The 16,103-nt window shown below is 46.1% G+C and carries 16 protein-coding genes and 1 pseudogene; 4 read left to right on the top strand and 13 right to left on the bottom strand.

The annotated features are described in order from the left end of the window. Positions 1 to 196 precede the first annotated feature (196 nt). From QUA42_RS06370 to pstS, 7 genes are all read right to left on the bottom strand, one after another. Positions 197 to 904, bottom strand: a complete 708-nt coding sequence (locus QUA42_RS06370; RefSeq protein ID WP_333136090.1) for an SDR family oxidoreductase — start codon at positions 902 to 904, stop codon at positions 197 to 199. 217 nt (positions 905 to 1,121) lie between these two features. Next, entirely contained in the window at positions 1,122 to 2,531 is a 1,410-nt protein-coding gene (locus QUA42_RS06375; protein WP_333136092.1) for an NYN domain-containing protein, read from the bottom strand. Between the two features lie 42 nt (positions 2,532 to 2,573). Continuing rightward, a complete protein-coding gene (locus QUA42_RS06380) occupies positions 2,574 to 3,845 on the bottom strand; it encodes an APC family permease (RefSeq protein WP_333136094.1) in 1,272 nt (423 codons plus the stop codon). Positions 3,846 to 4,226: 381 nt separating this feature from the next. Further along, the gene (gene pstB, locus QUA42_RS06385; RefSeq protein WP_333136096.1) at positions 4,227 to 5,078 is read right to left on the bottom strand and encodes a phosphate ABC transporter ATP-binding protein PstB; all 852 of its coding nucleotides are present in this window, start codon (positions 5,076 to 5,078) and stop codon (positions 4,227 to 4,229) included. A gap of 56 nt (positions 5,079 to 5,134) precedes the next feature. Next, a complete protein-coding gene (pstA, locus tag QUA42_RS06390; protein ID WP_333136098.1) occupies positions 5,135 to 6,115 on the bottom strand; it encodes a phosphate ABC transporter permease PstA in 981 nt (326 codons plus the stop codon). Between the two features lie 2 nt (positions 6,116 to 6,117). Beyond that, on the bottom strand, positions 6,118 to 7,119 hold the full coding sequence (gene pstC / locus QUA42_RS06395; protein WP_333136100.1) for a phosphate ABC transporter permease subunit PstC: 1,002 nt from the start codon (positions 7,117 to 7,119) through the stop codon (positions 6,118 to 6,120). 202 nt (positions 7,120 to 7,321) lie between these two features. Further along, a complete protein-coding gene (gene pstS, locus QUA42_RS06400; protein ID WP_333136102.1) occupies positions 7,322 to 8,350 on the bottom strand; it encodes a phosphate ABC transporter substrate-binding protein PstS in 1,029 nt (342 codons plus the stop codon). Between the two features lie 340 nt (positions 8,351 to 8,690). Here pstS and QUA42_RS06405 point away from each other — a divergent pair, with 340 nt between their 5' ends. After that, positions 8,691 to 10,199, top strand: coding sequence for a UbiD family decarboxylase (locus QUA42_RS06405; protein ID WP_333136104.1), 1,509 nt, complete (start codon positions 8,691 to 8,693; stop codon positions 10,197 to 10,199). Between the two features lie 184 nt (positions 10,200 to 10,383). On the opposite strand, the gene QUA42_RS06410 is transcribed toward QUA42_RS06405, so the two are convergent. Next, on the bottom strand, positions 10,384 to 10,596 hold the full coding sequence (locus QUA42_RS06410; protein WP_333136106.1) for a helix-turn-helix transcriptional regulator: 213 nt from the start codon (positions 10,594 to 10,596) through the stop codon (positions 10,384 to 10,386). 20 nt (positions 10,597 to 10,616) lie between these two features. Continuing rightward, a complete protein-coding gene (locus QUA42_RS06415; RefSeq protein ID WP_333136108.1) occupies positions 10,617 to 10,829 on the bottom strand; it encodes a helix-turn-helix transcriptional regulator in 213 nt (70 codons plus the stop codon). Between the two features lie 127 nt (positions 10,830 to 10,956). Here QUA42_RS06415 and QUA42_RS06420 point away from each other — a divergent pair, with 127 nt between their 5' ends. Beyond that, on the top strand, positions 10,957 to 11,199 hold the full coding sequence (locus tag QUA42_RS06420) for a hypothetical protein (protein WP_333136110.1): 243 nt from the start codon (positions 10,957 to 10,959) through the stop codon (positions 11,197 to 11,199). Between the two features lie 129 nt (positions 11,200 to 11,328). Next, positions 11,329 to 12,117: a DUF4058 family protein gene (locus tag QUA42_RS06425; protein WP_333136112.1), complete on the top strand. Its 789-nt coding sequence runs from the start codon at positions 11,329 to 11,331 to the stop codon at positions 12,115 to 12,117. 157 nt (positions 12,118 to 12,274) lie between these two features. On the opposite strand, the gene QUA42_RS06430 is transcribed toward QUA42_RS06425, so the two are convergent. From QUA42_RS06430 to QUA42_RS06445, 4 genes are all read right to left on the bottom strand, one after another. Continuing rightward, positions 12,275 to 14,029, bottom strand: a complete 1,755-nt coding sequence (locus QUA42_RS06430; protein WP_333136113.1) for a protein kinase domain-containing protein — start codon at positions 14,027 to 14,029, stop codon at positions 12,275 to 12,277. Between the two features lie 155 nt (positions 14,030 to 14,184). Further along, complete coding sequence (locus tag QUA42_RS06435) at positions 14,185 to 14,856, bottom strand: energy-coupling factor ABC transporter ATP-binding protein (protein WP_281363590.1); 672 nt, start codon at positions 14,854 to 14,856, stop codon at positions 14,185 to 14,187. Positions 14,857 to 14,879: 23 nt separating this feature from the next. Further along, the gene (locus QUA42_RS06440; protein WP_190663726.1) at positions 14,880 to 15,149 is read right to left on the bottom strand and encodes a hypothetical protein; all 270 of its coding nucleotides are present in this window, start codon (positions 15,147 to 15,149) and stop codon (positions 14,880 to 14,882) included. 146 nt (positions 15,150 to 15,295) lie between these two features. Continuing rightward, a complete protein-coding gene (locus QUA42_RS06445; protein ID WP_333136115.1) occupies positions 15,296 to 15,475 on the bottom strand; it encodes a hypothetical protein in 180 nt (59 codons plus the stop codon). 89 nt (positions 15,476 to 15,564) lie between these two features. Between QUA42_RS06445 and QUA42_RS06450 the strand changes: the two are divergent. Beyond that, positions 15,565 to 16,103 (top strand): annotated as a pseudogene (locus tag QUA42_RS06450) (photosystem II D2 protein (photosystem q(a) protein)); the annotation flags it as partial.

Consider the following 16,103-nt stretch of genomic DNA (forward strand, 5'->3'; position numbering starts at 1 on the left):
TTAGGTTTGACCGCTAGGCCTTCACCAATAGGACTAAGGCAAAAAAATGGTTTGACGTGCTATTTATAGGGGTAAGGTGTGCGAGCCCATGCACCTACATAATTAACGGATGTACAAGTTCTCAAACCTAAAAATATCATAATTTTTCTTGCCTTCAGCTTCCGCTGCGTTCTACCTTCAAATCACTCCTCAATAGCTAAAAGAACAAATGACTTTCCGGCTGAATATTAATCTCCATCGGCACAGCTTGCGGGTCAGCCGAAAGAGCAAACATAATCGCATTGGCGGCAGTGTCGGTAGTCAGCATTTTTGACCTGTCTACCTTCAAACTCACATTATCCCAAAACGGAGAATCCACCCCGCCAAAATAGAATAGCGTAAACTTAATGCCGTAGCGCCGCAGTTCATCTGCCATGCACTTGCTGAAACCAACTACCCCAAACTTTGAAGCACAATAAGCCGTTCCCATCGCCATCGAATGCTTGCCCAAAATGCCGATGACATTGCAAATGTGACCGGATTTGCGCTCTTTCATCACGTTCGCCGCTGCTTGAGACGTGTAAAAACTGCCTTTCAAGTTCAAGTCAAGCATGGCGTCTAAATCAGCGGGTTCTAACTTGTTCCACTGCTTGAGAATTCCGGCACCGGCGGCGTTTACGAGGGCATCAATTTGTCCGAAATGCCCCCCAGCTTTGTGCATCAGCGTCTCGACTTGGGGCAAATCGGTGATATCTGTGGGTACGCACAGTACCTCTGTTGCTGAAAGTTCGCTAGCTAAAGCGTCTAATTTACTGCTGTCTCTGGCGGCGAGCACTAGCCTCGCACCCGCATCAGCGAGTTGGCGGGCCACCGCTGAACCGATGCCACCAGTTGCACCCACCACAACCACAACTTTGTCCTGCATATCCCTTTACATTTCTTTACGTCTCGATTGTATGATAACTCAAGTTGCTATTCAGTTGACAGTTGACAGTTGACAGTTGACTGTTGATAGCGACCTCTACCTGGAAGGAAGAGGATTGGAGTAATGAATATTCTTCTTTTAATTTCTCCCACTTATGGGAGAGGCTTTAAACCAATTCTTTCTGGTAATGGGGATGTCAATATATTTGAATTTTTAATTAATTGAGGGAAACTTGCCAGCCTTTTTCGGCTTTCTTAAGCTGGAGAGAAGTGCAGGATTGCAAAAACTTAGTAAATTTCCTACCGAGATTAAAATCTTTAATTATTTGGGTAATTTGTTTGCCGTATTGTCGGTGAAATTCGCTGCCTACATTGGAGAGAAATACAGAATTTTCACGAGAGTTGCCGGTTAAGTCGCCAACGATTTTAACAAGAGCTCTTTCCAAGTCTTCCAGAGAATTAATATCTGTCAAAGTCGCAGGTGCTGTCTGGTGGTTATTCAGAATTTCTTGGCTAAGTATTGGCGGTGGGGGCGATAATCTTACTTCAAAAAGAGTGACATAAGTTTGAGAAACTTCTGAGGGTTTGTGGAGGACAAAATCGGTGGGATATTTGAGAAAGATATCCCGGGTTTTAGTACCGAGCAAATGATGGGCAACAACTTGATTGAGGACTAAGCCGTAATTTTCCCTAAATAAAGCTGAAATAGTAGAAACTTTGATCCACTGACTTGAGGTGCGTTTTTGCTCTTTTTTGATTAATTCTTTTAGTTGAATAACTAATTGTTCGAGGGGTGTAATTTCCGGTATGGTTACAAGGGAATGGGTTTCCATTTGTCCGGTTTTGCTGTTTAAAACTATGATTTTATCTATTTGTTTGCGGACTTGAAATACGGTTAGTCCGTGGGCTTGCAGTGTATTGCTGAGGTGAGTGAGGGCGCGATCGGACGAACAGACAAAAATCTCTTTGGCTGTGGGATAATGTACGAAAATCGATGCGCCGACTGTAGCCATTTTTAAGTCGGCGCTGTCTTTGCCGGGGGGGACGTGAATTAGTTGATAACCGCGCTGGTGAAATTCGGCATCTTTTTTGCCCATGCTGCGCCAGTTGGCAAAGGCAACTTTGATTTGGATTGGATAGTGGCAAATTCCCTCTAGGAATTTTTCGGTTTCGATGGTGAGTTGCAAGTTTTCGACATCTAGCAGCAAGATAGCAATGCCGATAGGAAGCGAATTTGTTTGATGGGTGGTGGGAGTGGGAGGCTTGGACGAAACTGAGTTGTGTGATTTAGGTGGTGCTGTTTGAGATTGGGCTAGCTGCTGAATTTTGGCAGATAATTTGCTGAATTGAGGTGAATTAACGAATTCTGGAACCAGCAGAATTTGTAGGTACTTTTTCGCAGTCAGCAGCAGGGAATCTGTATCGCTGGCTACTGTGAAACTTTTTGTCAATTTGCCAATCAAAACTGACTGAAAATCAGGTTTGGCCCAGGGGGTTTTCCTGTATTTTTCAGTTATCCATTCGGGATGCTGTTCCTGAATGGTAATTAGGGTTTGAGCTATATAGCGACTGATGGCGCTGAATGCGAGAGATTCTTGAGTCGCCAGCAAGGGGGTTCGATCGGGCATGGCCCTCTACAATGCGGGATGCTGTTTCAATTTATCACAATTCTAGTTTCTGGCCGGGAGTCGGACGATCGCCCGCCAAATTAAACCGGCGGCAATTAATGCCAATCCTGTCAGCCAAATTTCCCTTTCTACCCAGAAAGCCAGAAACAGACAATTTCCCAAACCCACCCAAGCCAACCACTGCGGATAAAGCCTTTCGGCGGGGGAAAGTTGCAGCGCGGCGAGGTTGGTGATAGCGTAATATATCAGAACGCTAAAAGCGCTAAATGACCAAGTGGTTTTGACATCGCCGACGAGGATTAAAAGTGCGATCGTAACTTCCACAACCACCACAGCCACGTAGGGAGTTGTCCCCGAAGGATTCAGCCGCGCCAAGACTCTCGGCATATCCAAGCGCCGCCCCATCGCCAGCCAGATGCGCGAGAGCCCTAAAATTAAGTTCAGCAAGACTCCCAACATAGCGGTAATGGCGCCGACGGCTAGCAGTTTAGAAACTCCTGGAATTGGGAAACTGCGGGCGATGACTTCCAAGGGTGCAGTCGTGCCGCCTGGTTGTAAAGACAATTTATCGGCTCCCCCCGCGCCCGCGACAACTACTGCTACCCCCACGTAAAGCAGCATTGTCAGCACCAAAGTGAAAATTATGGCTTTGGGAATGGTTTCCCTCGGTTGCCGCACTTCCTCGCTCATTGTGGTGATGCGGGCGTAACCGCTATAAGCGACAAACATCAGGGCGGTTGCTTGGAGGATGGAGCCGATCGAGCTATCATTCTGTAGGGCGGGCATTTCCCACCTTACCTCTGGCAAACCGACAGCAACAAACACCGCTAAGGATAGAAGTGTAACTGAGACTATGGCAGTATTGGCAATATTCGATCGCCTAATTCCCGTCAATACAATTAAAGTGAGGGCGGCGAGGGATCCTAAAGCTGTTAGGATCAGGTAAGTGCGATCGGCTACACCAACTGCATTTAAAAAATACCCCGCAAAACCTAAAGCAGCAGTAGCCGCAGAAGCCGTTTTCGCCAACAGAAACATCCAGCCGGCAGTGAAACCCAGCCAAGGATTGAGATATTTGTAGCCATATTCATAAGTACCGCCGCTAACAGGATGATTTGCCGCTAATTGAGCGCTGCTAAGGCCATTGCAAACAGCCACTAAAGCCGCAATACCTACAGCCAAAATCACTCCCGGCCCAGCCACTTCCGCTGCAATCCCGATACTCACAAATACTCCCGTGCCAAGAATCGAGCCCAGGCCCATGAGAGTTGCGCCGAAAATACCCAACTCTCGCTTAAGAAGCGGTGAAGACATAAATATAGCGGTTTTCTGTTCAGTGCCATACTGATATTAGGTTACATCTAGTAATATTTGCAATAATTTCGGCAGGGCTTATACTCCCGCCTCAAAAATCAAGTCCCCAGCTAGGAGGACTGAAATACTTATTGAGAATGTTGCCCAATCTGAGTTAACACTAATATCAATTCTGCTTGCATTGGAATGATTAAACCACAGAGTACGCAGAGAACGCAGAGGAAGAGAACAGAGAGATGAATAATTCTGATGCTAACGGATTTGATATAACTCAAATACTATTACTATTTCATAGTGTTCTTAAGAGGACTTTAACTGCGAGACAGGGACTTAAGCCCCTGTCGGAATATAGCGACTGAGAGAAAGGGAAGAACCCTAGTATTAACCGAAACGGCCTTGAATGTAATCTCTCGTACTCGAATTGCCCGCAGAAGTAAAAATCTTACTTGTCGGCCCAAATTCCACCAGCCGGCCGATGCGACTTTCATCAGTATTAAAAAATGCCGTGTAATCAGAAACACGAGCCGCCTGCTGCATATTGTGCGTCACAATCACAACAGTTAACTGCTGCCGGAGAGTCTGAAATAACTCCTCAATCTTCATCGTTGAAATCGGATCTAGAGCAGAACAAGGTTCATCCATCAGCAAAATTTTTGGCTTTACCGCCAAAGCGCGAGCAATACAAAGCCGCTGCTGCTGTCCGCCCGAAATCCCCTGAGCCGATTTCTTCAAATCGTCTTTGACTTCATTCCAAAGTGCCGCACTTTTGAGTGCAGATTCCACAATTTCATCTAATTCTGCTTTGCTTTTGCGACCAAAAATTCTCACCCCGTAAGCAATATTATCGTAGATACTCAGCGGAAAAGGATTCGGTCTTTGAAACACCATCCCAATTTGGCGGCGCAAACTATTAATGTTTACTTTATTGCTGTAAATATCCTGTCCAAAAAACTCTACTCTTCCTTTAATTTGAACCTTTCCCTCCAATTCACCAATCCGGTTGAGAGCTTTGAGAAAGGTAGATTTGCCGCAACCTGAAGGGCCAATAATCGCCGTAATTTGCGGGTGAGGGATATTCATCGATAAATTTTCTAAGACTTTGTGAGTTCCGTAATAAAAACTCAAGTCCTGAACCCGCAGTGCTGGCATTGCATTGGGGTCAATTTCCGGGGTGAGATCGTTTAGGAATTGCTCTGTATAGTTTTCTGCTTTCAAGTTAGCTTTAGGTTTCATTATTTGGCTGGTTATATTGTTAATATTTGACTGACAGATGCACTTTAGTTATTGATTTATCGGTTTTGCAAGCGTTTCCGAGTTACTGTACGGGATGCGACGCTAGCAATTAAAACCATGCCCAAAAGGACAGAGGCAGCAGTCCATGCCAATTCGTTCTGCTCCTTGTAAGGAGAGCTGGCGTAGCTATATATTAATACCGACATAGAAGGAGTCGGAGTCAGCAGTGTCTCGGGCATTTCTTTGAGTTTTGAGATAGTTTCTGCACCTATGGGAGACTGCATTATCTCGCCTAATTTATCAACTAAAGGAGGCCAAAATTGACTCGACAACGCTGTTACAATCAGCGGCGCGGTTTCGCCGGCGGCCCGGGAAGCAGCGAGTAAAATACCTGTGGTAATAGTTGGAAGTGCTGAGGGTATGATAATGCGAAACATAGTTTGAAAGCGTCCGCCTCCCAAACCAGCAGAAGCGAGGCGGTAAGAAGTAGGCACTAATTTTAATGCTTGTTCTGTTGTCAGAGCAACAACTGGAAGCATGATGATGCCGAGGGCAAAACCGCCTGCTAATGATGAAAATGCTTTGGTGGTAACGACAATTAGGGCGTAGGAAAAGACGCCAACTACGATCGAGGGAACGCTGCTGAGAATGACGGTGATAAAGCGAATACTATTGGCCATCGCTTTGTTTTCTCTACCAAACTCAGACAAAAATATTCCCGTCATTACGCCGATAGGCACGCTGATTAATGTCGCAATTCCCACCATTAAAGCAGTGCCGAGAATGGCATTGGCAAAGCCGTTGGGCTGGTCTTCAACTCCGACGGGTGCGGGCAAAGATACTAGCACTTCCCAGCTCAAATGTGTAAGTCCTTCCCCCAATATTTTGTACAAAATAGCGAACAAAGGTAGCACGGCAAGAGCTGTGAGAAAGCAGGCAATAAGTGTCATTCCCCGACTGAACAAATTTCTGCTCAGTGACAGGGGGTTGTAGATTTCTCCATCCAGAACACCGTTTGATTTTTGTGCTTGAGTCATTTTTAATTTTTAGCTCCCTTAACGCCCATTAGCTTAACCAGCAATACTGCCACTGCATTCACCAACAGAGTGATGACAAATAGAATCAAGGCTAAATACATCAAAGCGCCAATGTGCAGCGGTTCGAGAGCTTCCCGAAATTGACTTGCCAAAACCGCAGGAATTGAGTAGCTGGGAGCTAGCAGGGATTGGTTGATTTGAATCGAGTTGCCAATCACCATTGTGACGGCCATTGTTTCGCCTAAAGCGCGTCCTAATGCCAAGATTGTAGCGCCTATAATCCCTGAACTAGCTGCTGGTAATAACAGCTTAAATATTGTTTCCCAGCGGGTGGCACCGAGGGACATCGAAGCACTTCGCAAATCTACTGGAACAGATAGCAATACATCGCGGCTGATGGCGGCTACTGTTGGCAAAATCATAATTGATAACAGTATTCCTGCCGGGAGCATTCCGGGGCCTAAAGGTTCGCTGCTGAACAGGGGAAACCAACTGAAATTATCAAACAATGACTGCTGCAATGGCAACAAAAAGGGAATCAAAACAAAGATTCCCCAAAGGCCAACTATTACGCTGGGAATAGCCGAGATTAATTCAACCATGAATCCCAAAGGCGATCGCACCCAAGCGGGTAAGAAGTTCTCGCTAGTAACTATAGCTACTGACAGCCCTAAAGGAAGTGCGATGATTATGGCGATCGCAGAACTAATCACAGTGCCGTAAATAAACGGCAAAGCCCCAAACTGCAACTCGCCGATATCCCACTTGGGATTCCATAAGAATGAGAGTCCAAATTGGCTAATAGCAGGCCAAGCATCTTTAAAAATTACCGCACTCATCCAAAACAACGTACCCGCTGTCACTAGGGCAAAACCCCATACAAATAGTGTAAATCCTGACTCCATCCATAGACCTTCACCAGCCGTATCTGTCAAGTCTACTTCTGTGTTTGCTTGTGGCGATTTTCGAGTCAATTTCTTCGGTTTTTTTGAAATATTCGTCATAGCGGAATCAGTGCGTAAAAAGGCAAATATTTGCTTGTAAGAAGAGTAATTCTAATGCGCTTGCTGCGCGCTACGTACCTGGTGTGTAAGGTACGCATTACGTACCTTACACAGTAAATTTAGCGCACATTAACCTGATAATTTATGAATTTTGAGTCATCGATTTAACTCGTCAACTCATAACCCCGTGCGATCGCCCCAATTAACCTCTGGCAATCACAGTCTGATTAACTGTTTGAACCACCTTTTGAGCTGTAGCTGAAGGAATCTGAGTAAACTCTAGCTGTTTGTTGATACCTTGACCTGTAGTCATCACCCAATTAACCATCTTTTTAATAGCCTCTGCTTTCGCAGCAGGATACTGTTTGTAGATTAACAGCCAAGTCAAGCCAACAATCGGATAACCATCATTGGGATTGCCTTCTACTAAGCGGAAGTCTGCGGGGAATGTTTCCCCTGCTAAAGCTTTCTCTGCTTCAGCCAAGCTAGGATCTACAAACCTACCAGCTTTATTTTGAAGAAACGCTGTTTGGAGATTGTTTTGCCGAGCAAAAGTATCTTGAACGTAGCCGATCGCACCCGCTGTATTTTTCACCAAAGCAGCTACGCCAGGGTTTCCTGGACCGCTGACAACGTTGTCTGGCCACTTCGGCTGAGCGGCAGCTTTGATGCTGCTGCCGATAGCCTGCAAGTGGTTAGCAAAAATAAACGTTGTACCGCTGCTATCTGCCCGTACAGCTACTCGAATCGCAGTATTTGGCAAGTTTTTAGCTTGTCCAGAAATTCCCGCTATTTTAGCATCGTTCCAGCGAGTAATCTTCCCTTCAAAGATGCCTTTAATGGCCTCGCTATTTAGCCTGAGATTGGTCACTCCTGGCAAGTTGTAGACAACTGCAACAGCGCCGCCAGCAGTCGGAACTGCCATGACGCCGCGCTTTACTTCGGCTATTTGCGCCGCCGTCATCAGCGCGTCGCTGCCTGCGAAATCAACAGTGCCTGCAATTAATGCTTTGATACCAGCACCGCTGCCAGTTCCTTCGTAGTTTACAGTAATTTGATTGGCACTTCTCATCTGAGAGAAGTAGCGATCGTAAAGAGGTTTAGGGAAAGTTGCTCCCGAACCGTTTAGTGTGACAGCAGCTACAGCAGAACTAATCAAAGTCAGCGAGAATGCCGCTACTGCTAGTGCCACTATAAAACCACGTCGCCAACGTGCAGTGAAGAAATTCATACTCCTCGTCCTCAATATTATTGATAGCAGGCTTTGCAAATCTCCTCCATAGGATAGACTGAAATCCACCAACAAATGGATTTAATAGAATAAGCTTGTTTTAAATTTTGGTTAATAGTAGATTAACTAACAATAGAATAAGCTTTGTTTAAATTATGGTTAAGAGTATTGGAAATAAAAATTAGCTAAAGTCAATTTTTGATGAATCAGAGAAACACCAAGTCATAGAGTAACGATAACAATAGAAATTTATTTAGCGATCGCCCGATCGCCCCCACCCCGCACTCCATCCCCCGATCGCCGCATAATAGTAGGGACACTTAACAATTCTTTAACAACAATGGCAAGAGACTTGCGGGGATTCCTAAAACTACTCGAAGAACGGGGACAACTACGCCGGATTAGCGCTTTAGTCGATTCCGACCTCGAAATTGCCGAAATTTCCAACCAAATGCTGCAAAAAGGCGGCCCTGGATTGCTGTTTGAAAACGTCAAAGGGGCAGATTTCCCCGTCGCAATCAACCTGTTGGGCACAGAAGAGCGCGTTTGCTGGGCGATGAACATGGAAAAGCCGATCGAACTAGAAGAGCTCGGCAAAAAACTGGGAATGCTGCAACAGCCAAAACCGCCGAAAAAGATTTCCCAAGCGATAGAATTCGGCAAAGTGCTGTTTGATGTAGTGAAAGCTAAACCGGGCCGCGACTTTTTCCCAGCTTGTCAGCAAGTGGTATTTGAGGGAGAAGGGGTGGATTTGAACAAAATCCCGATGATTCGCCCTTATTCGGGAGATGCGGGCAAAATTATCACCCTGGGTTTGGTAATTACCAAAGATTGCGAAACGGGCACTCCGAATGTGGGGGTTTATCGGTTGCAGTTGCAGTCAAAAAACACGATGACTGTACACTGGTTATCGGTGCGGGGCGGGGCGCGACACTTGCGGAAAGCGGCGCAGGCTGGTAAAAAGTTGGAAGTTGCGATCGCCCTTGGAGTCGATCCCCTGATTATTCTCGCCGCAGCAACGCCAATTCCTGTAGATTTATCGGAATGGTTATTTGCGGGACTTTACGGCGGTTCCGGCGTGCAATTGGCGAAGTGCAAAACGGTAGATTTGGAAGTACCGGCGGACTCGGAAATCGTGTTAGAAGGAACGATTACCCCCGGTGAAGTTCTGCCCGACGGGCCCTTTGGGGATCACATGGGTTATTACGGCGGCGTGGAAGATTCGCCGTTGGTGCGGTTCCACTGCATGACGCACCGCAAAGACCCGATTTATCTGACCACATTTAGCGGGCGCCCGCCGAAAGAAGAAGCAATGATGGCGATCGCGCTTAACCGTATTTATACCCCTATTTTGCGGCAGCAAGTATCGGAAATTGTCGATTTCTTCTTACCGATGGAAGCCCTGAGTTATAAAGCGGCAATTATCTCGATCGATAAAGCATATCCCGGTCAAGCGCGCCGGGCTGCTTTAGCATTTTGGAGTGCATTACCGCAGTTTACTTACACTAAGTTTGTGATTGTTGTCGATAAAAGTATCAACATTCGCGATCCGCGTCAAGTAGTGTGGGCAATTAGTTCTAAAGTCGATCCGGTTCGGGATGTATTTATTCTGCCGAATACGCCTTTTGATACGTTAGATTTTGCCAGTGAAAAGATTGGTTTGGGAGGCAGAATGGGGATTGATGCTACTACGAAGATGCCGCCGGAAAGCGATCACGAATGGGGGGAAGTGTTGGAGTCAGATCCGGATGTGGCGGCGATGGTAGAAAGGCGTTGGGCCGAGTATGGTTTGGCAGATTTGAATTTGGGAGAAGTCGATCCGAATTTGTTTGGATATGAGATGAGGTAAGAAATCGCAACAATGTTGTCTCCTGGCTTTTTTGAGTAAAATACGATTGCTCAATTGCCGACAATACAGTAGGGACACAACAATGTTGTGTCCTGGTTTTTTTGAGTAAAATACTAGAAGCACAACAATGTTATGTCCTCAGACAATCAACTCTCTTTGAATCTTCGCGAGCATTATTTTTTCTTTACTGTTCCAAAATCTCAACTAAATCTTCGACCGCAATATCAAACACGCGAGCCATTTTGTTTAAAGCTGTGTAATCTACCGTTGCCAGTTTGGGAGAATGGGCATAACTTCTAACCGTACTGTAAGGAATGCCCGATCGCTCAGAAACTTCTTTTAATGTCCAACCCTTCTCTTCGGCTAGTTCTCGAACCCGCAATCGAATTAGACCCATTTTCCCGCTGACAAATCAGTTTAATTTTCCAAAACCTCGACTAAATCTTCGATCATCAAATCGAAGACAGCAGAAAGTTTCTGCAAAGCCGTATAGTCCACTGTTGCCAGTTTAGGAGCTTGGGCGTATTTTTTAACCGTGCTGTAAGGAATTCCCGTTCTGTCCGAGACTTCTTTGAGCGTCCAACCCTTCTCCTCAGCGAGTTCTCGAACTCGTAATCGAATTAATCCCATTTATGCTTGACAGCAGCTATGCTCATATCTTTTAATAAAGATAGTTAACAGCGATCGCCCTCCGACCTGAGAAATCTAGAGCGATCGCCTTTCATTCACCACCCACAAAAGTGGGAAGGATTTTCCTATGATACCAAAACAACCGACATATCGCGATCGACTTCAACCTTGGCATCTAATTCGCCACCTCCCCAACTGTCAGCGGTTAACAGTCGCCCGTTTCGCCCGCCGCCCCGATGCCGAATCTTACTTGAACGCGCTGCGCCGCTTAATGCCTGCAGTCCCGCATACAATTGTTTTCGTAAATGCGGTGTCTGTGTTAAATGAAAACAGCGTTCCAATTGAAACACAATTGCAGATCGAAGTTTAACCGTTAACAAGTGCGATCGCCCTTCCACAAATAGGAATTATTCTATTTGACAGGAAGTGCGATCGACCCTAATTTTCCCAAAACCACATTGCTAAACTGTAAATAGATTTAAGTCAAGGAGTCACATCAATGCCATCTCCCTTTCCTGGTATGGACCCGTATTTAGAGCATCCCGAACTCTGGCCCGCCCTACACCACTTGTTAATTAGTGAAATTTTTAGATTTTTGTCTCCCCAACTTCGTCCTAAGTATTTAGTCTCCTTGGAAGTGAGAATCTATGAAACCGCTGACGACAATTTATCAATTGGCATTCCTGATGTAAACGTAATTCAGCCAAGAACCACAACCGAATTAATCACATCAAACGTAGCAGTTGCAGCGCCACCAACCCAACCCTTGACAGTAAATATTCCCATGCCCTACCAGGTTCGGGAAGGCTATTTAGAAATTAGAGAAAGAGGAAACCAAGAATTAATCACCCTGATTGAAATCCTCTCGCCTAGCAATAAGCGCACAGGAAAAGGACGACAAATGTACGAAGAAAAGCGAGAAGAAATTTTAGGTAGCCGCACTCATTTAATTGAAATAGATTTATTGCGGCGCGGTCAAAAAATGCCAGTTATTGGCAATGACATTGAAAGCCACTATAGCGTTTTGGTGTGTCGGGGAAATCGCCGTCCCAGAGCAGATTTGTACGCTTTTAACGTGCAGAACCCGCTGCCTGCCTTTCCTTTACCACTGCGATCGGGCGATACCGAACCTATAATCAATTTGCAGGAATTATTCACTCAAATTTACGACCTAGCAAGTTACGACCTGAAGATAGATTATCGCAACTGGGAAGTCATACCACCGCTGTCAGAAGCCGATACAATTTGGGCAGATACTTGGTTGCGCGATCGAGGATTGCGAGATTGATTGGGTATCAAACATTGCTACACCGCTCTTGTCTAACTCATCACGATCGTCCGATGAATTAATTTTAATTTCCCAGAAACTTTTAGAGTGAACTTCACGCTCTATGAATTTTTGTTAGAATAGTCTTCTGTGAAGTTGTTATGCCGTCGCCTATATCTCACGGCTGAATCAAGTTTTGTTCGGACTTACGGTAGCGGGCAATCAACCAGCGATGTTTAAGGGATGGATACAACAACATAGCTGCAAGAGGCAGTCCCGATCCCCCCAACGTTAGCAAAGTATAGACATTTATAAAGCCGACTACAAATCCCATACCTAAAGCAATTCCCAGCACTGTGCTTAGTGCTGACAGCGTTAACACAAAGCGATCGAGTGTGATTTCTCTCAAAAAGTCACGCTCCAGAAGATGAATAACAATTATATCAACCCAAACTCCAAACACCGCTCCAAGCATTGCACCTGAGATCGCGCCAAAAATCAGCGCGAAAAGGGCACTAGAGAAACCTTGAGTTATCTGTATCGCCAGTCCTATAAAAGTTAAGCCTATACCGCCCCCTATCCAACTCCATGCTTTAATTCCAAGGTTTGCTCCTGTCCCCCAAATAGTTGCTACTGTGGCAACAGCTAGAGCAATAATTCCTATAGCTGGTTGAGACCAACCTAAACTACCGATGACTATAGTTGTTATTACTGTTGAAAATATCAACAATACTGCCATGTTTTTGTAGGGAGGTTTCTTAACATCAATTGGCAAAGGTGCTGTCTGAACCCTGATAGTTACATCATGTATTTCTGGCGAGGCATTTGTATGTAAAAGAAGATGACGCTCGTAATGTTTATCTGCTGCAAGGAGGGAAGTATCTACGGTAATTTCACACTTGACTAAATTCTCCTTAAAACTAGCAGGTGAGAAAGAAATCCAAGCATGGGAATCTGGAGTATGTGGCGGATCTTGAAGATGAGGAGCTACTTCCCAACTTCCCTCTAGCAAAGTGTCAGACATTAAGTTGCGAAATTGAATTTTTTGTGTGATTTTTTCACCTAACCGAGTTGCTTGGAAAACCAGAGAATTTATATTTAAGCTGACTTCTGGTACTCGAAAGACATACAACGATTTAAGGTCTTCCAAAGCTGTAACAGCATTTGGATAGCGCTCTCTGAGCCTCGGTTGCACCATCTTTTCCAAGCAGCTAACAAATCGTAAACTTAGATGTGGGATTAGCTGGCTGAACCGAATAAGATAGGGGTCATCCTCGTCCGTTAAGTCCTGAAGTGCTGTCGAGGGCGTACCTGTAAGCAAACAAATCAAGGTTGCTCCCAACCCATATAAGTCAGAGGCTTCTGTAGGTTTCCGTAACTGTTCGGGGGGAATAAAACCGGGCGTTCCCTTGAAAACGCTACTGCCAGATACTTCCTGACTGCCAATTCGCGCAAACCCAAAATCGATCAGATAAACCCTGAGTAGATCGTCCACCAGTATATTTTCTGGTTTAATATCTCGATGGATGACTGGCGGAATTCGATTTTGCAAATAAACTAAAATCTCTAGCACAGATACAGCAATTTGCTTGATTTCTTCGGGTTCAAAACTGCGTAACACTCCTAAAGATGGTGCATCGATATACTCCTGCACCATACAGAAACCATCCGACGTGGAAAACCCTCCTAAGTAGCGAGGAATACCAGGATGGTTGAGTCCTTGCAAAACCTGAATCTCTCGTTCATGAACACTAAAAGCTGACCAGTCAGAACCAGATTGAGCAAAACAAAACTGCTTGACAACCACTTGCTGTTTTATCTCAGTAGTATCAATAGTTGAGGCAAGCCAGGTAATTCGTCCCCCTTCTCGATTACGTCCTAGTTCGCGGATCACCTCATATCCTTGGTAAGATAAGTCAGGATAATTGTTCATGAGTATCTCCTAAATAATCAAAATACTATTTATTCCTGTATGTTATTGGAATAAGTAACAAAACTCTAATTATTTGCGGGCGATTCCTCTGTCGGCTTCCTAGTAACTTAATGGTTGATATTAACAACAAATAGCTTTCAATCGCTACTTAACAGCTAAACATCTTGACTTTGCATCAACCGCTGCTTCAAACGCGCCGGATCTCCCCGATCGACAACTTGACCCTTTTCCAACAAAAAAGCCCCATCACAATAATTCAACTCATCCAAACGGTGAGTCACCCACAAAGCCGTAATCCCGCGATTTTTCACCAACCGCTGCACCGCCGCCACCAAATCCAACTGAGAATCAGGATCTAACAAAGCCGTCGGTTCGTCCAACAGCAGAATTTCGCAGTGACGGGCGATCGCCCCAGCAAGAGCAATTCGCTGCTTCTGACCGCCACTCAAAGCATAAATCGGCCGCCGCTGCAAATCCAGCAAATTCACAGCCTCCAAAGCCTCCGCCACCCTCTCCCGCACCTGAACGTTAGAAAGCTTTTCCTCCACCAAACCAAAAGCCACATCCGCACCCACCGTCGGCATCACCAATTGGTGATCCGGGTTTTGGAACACAAAACCCACCCGCCCGCCCAGGTCAATTTCCCCCGACTGGGGGTGCAGCAGCCCAGCCATCAGCCTCAACAGCGTAGACTTGCCGCTGCCGTTAGTGCCCAAAAGCATCCAAAACTCGCCCTTAGGTACATCCAGAGAGCAACCTTGCAACACTCGATCGCCCGACGGCCAGCAAAAACCCAAATCCCGCACAGCAACGGCTGACTGGCTCATATCGGCACCAACACCCCCAGTCCTCATTCTGCTGTCATCGAGACAAAACCAGGGGATCTGCCTGTAGATGACGCCCCCGATTTCTGAGAAACCACCACCCCAGAAATCTCGCTGCTGAGTACAGCCACCTTTTTCTCAGGATTTTTCTCGCAGGTGAGTTCCAAAATTTGCGGTTGGGAGTTGCGAATCGCCGCCAGCACCTGCTGGTAAACAGTCTCAGCGTCCTCCTCCAACTTCCGCTGCACCGACAGCGAGACGGGCGTATTCTTCACAATGATGTCAATGCTGAACATATAGTCTTAAAAACCTAAGTTTGGAGCTCTATCCTCAGTATATATATAGGACTTACCCACGGAAACCCAGTTTCTTAGAAAAATCAGAGGTTGAGGCCGATATATCTACCAAGCCACCGGGCTTCTGACGCAAAGCGCAGAGACTCCTATATAGTAGAAGTTCCCAAATGCAGGGCAAAGACTTCGGGGGCTTCGAGGGCTTCGGGGACTTCCCACAAGTCAAAAGTCAAAAGTCGGAAGTTTTTTAATAAAAACTTGCTCTTGTAAAGAATTACCTCTATAATCGTCAATACGGTAAAGAAAAGTAAACTCTGTTCATAATCCAACTTGTTTTCTGCTAAGCAGAGGCAACGGTGGAAGACTCATGACTAGAGACAGATCCGTTGTAATTATATCCATTTGGAGATTTGCGTAAATGACAATCGCAGTCGGACGCGCCCAGACCGAAAGAGGCATCTTTGATGTCCTCGACGACTGGCTCAAACGCGATCGCTTCGTCTTCGTAGGCTGGTCTGGCATCCTGCTATTCCCCTGCGCCTACCTAGCCATCGGTGGCTGGTTAACAGGCACCACCTTCGTCACATCCTGGTACACCCACGGTTTGGCAAGCTCCTACCTCGAAGGAGCCAACTTCCTCACCGTAGCAGTCTCCACCCCAGCCAACAGCCTCGGACACTCCCTGCTGTTCCTGTGGGGCCCCGAAGCACAGTGGGACTTCACCCGCTGGTTCCAACTCGGTGGTTTGTGGACATTTGTCGCCCTCCACGGCGCCTTCGCACTGATCGGCTTTTGCCTGCGTCAGATTGAAATCGCCCGTTTGGTAGGCATCCGTCCCTACAACGCCCTAGCATTCACCGGCCCCATCGCCGTGTTTGTGTCGGTGTTCCTGCTTTACCCCTTGGGTCAATCAGGCTGGTTCTTCGCCCCCAGTTTCGGCGTCGCAGCAATTTTCCG

Source organism: Microcoleus sp. Pol11C2, assembly GCF_036701505.1.
Taxonomy (GTDB): Bacteria; Cyanobacteriota; Cyanobacteriia; order Cyanobacteriales; family Microcoleaceae; genus Microcoleus.

Excerpts from the sequence above, each read along its gene's own strand:
- QUA42_RS06440 (WP_190663726.1), bottom strand. The coding sequence starts at position 15,149 with ATGTTCAGCATTGACATCATTGTGAAGAATACGCCCGTCTCGCTGTCG.
- QUA42_RS06425 (WP_333136112.1), top strand. The coding sequence starts at position 11,329 with ATGCCATCTCCCTTTCCTGGTATGGACCCGTATTTAGAGCATCCCGAA.
- QUA42_RS06370 (WP_333136090.1), bottom strand. The coding sequence starts at position 904 with ATGCAGGACAAAGTTGTGGTTGTGGTGGGTGCAACTGGTGGCATCGGT.
- QUA42_RS06405 (WP_333136104.1), top strand. The coding sequence starts at position 8,691 with ATGGCAAGAGACTTGCGGGGATTCCTAAAACTACTCGAAGAACGGGGA.
- QUA42_RS06415 (WP_333136108.1), bottom strand. The coding sequence starts at position 10,829 with ATGGGATTAATTCGATTACGAGTTCGAGAACTCGCTGAGGAGAAGGGT.
- QUA42_RS06375 (WP_333136092.1), bottom strand. The coding sequence starts at position 2,531 with ATGCCCGATCGAACCCCCTTGCTGGCGACTCAAGAATCTCTCGCATTC.
- QUA42_RS06410 (WP_333136106.1), bottom strand. The coding sequence starts at position 10,596 with ATGGGTCTAATTCGATTGCGGGTTCGAGAACTAGCCGAAGAGAAGGGT.
- pstA (WP_333136098.1), bottom strand. The coding sequence starts at position 6,115 with ATGACTCAAGCACAAAAATCAAACGGTGTTCTGGATGGAGAAATCTAC.
- pstB (WP_333136096.1), bottom strand. The coding sequence starts at position 5,078 with ATGAAACCTAAAGCTAACTTGAAAGCAGAAAACTATACAGAGCAATTC.
- QUA42_RS06435 (WP_281363590.1), bottom strand. The coding sequence starts at position 14,856 with ATGAGCCAGTCAGCCGTTGCTGTGCGGGATTTGGGTTTTTGCTGGCCG.
- QUA42_RS06430 (WP_333136113.1), bottom strand. The coding sequence starts at position 14,029 with ATGAACAATTATCCTGACTTATCTTACCAAGGATATGAGGTGATCCGC.
- QUA42_RS06380 (WP_333136094.1), bottom strand. The coding sequence starts at position 3,845 with ATGTCTTCACCGCTTCTTAAGCGAGAGTTGGGTATTTTCGGCGCAACT.
- QUA42_RS06420 (WP_333136110.1), top strand. The coding sequence starts at position 10,957 with ATGATACCAAAACAACCGACATATCGCGATCGACTTCAACCTTGGCAT.
- pstS (WP_333136102.1), bottom strand. The coding sequence starts at position 8,350 with ATGAATTTCTTCACTGCACGTTGGCGACGTGGTTTTATAGTGGCACTA.
- pstC (WP_333136100.1), bottom strand. The coding sequence starts at position 7,119 with ATGACGAATATTTCAAAAAAACCGAAGAAATTGACTCGAAAATCGCCA.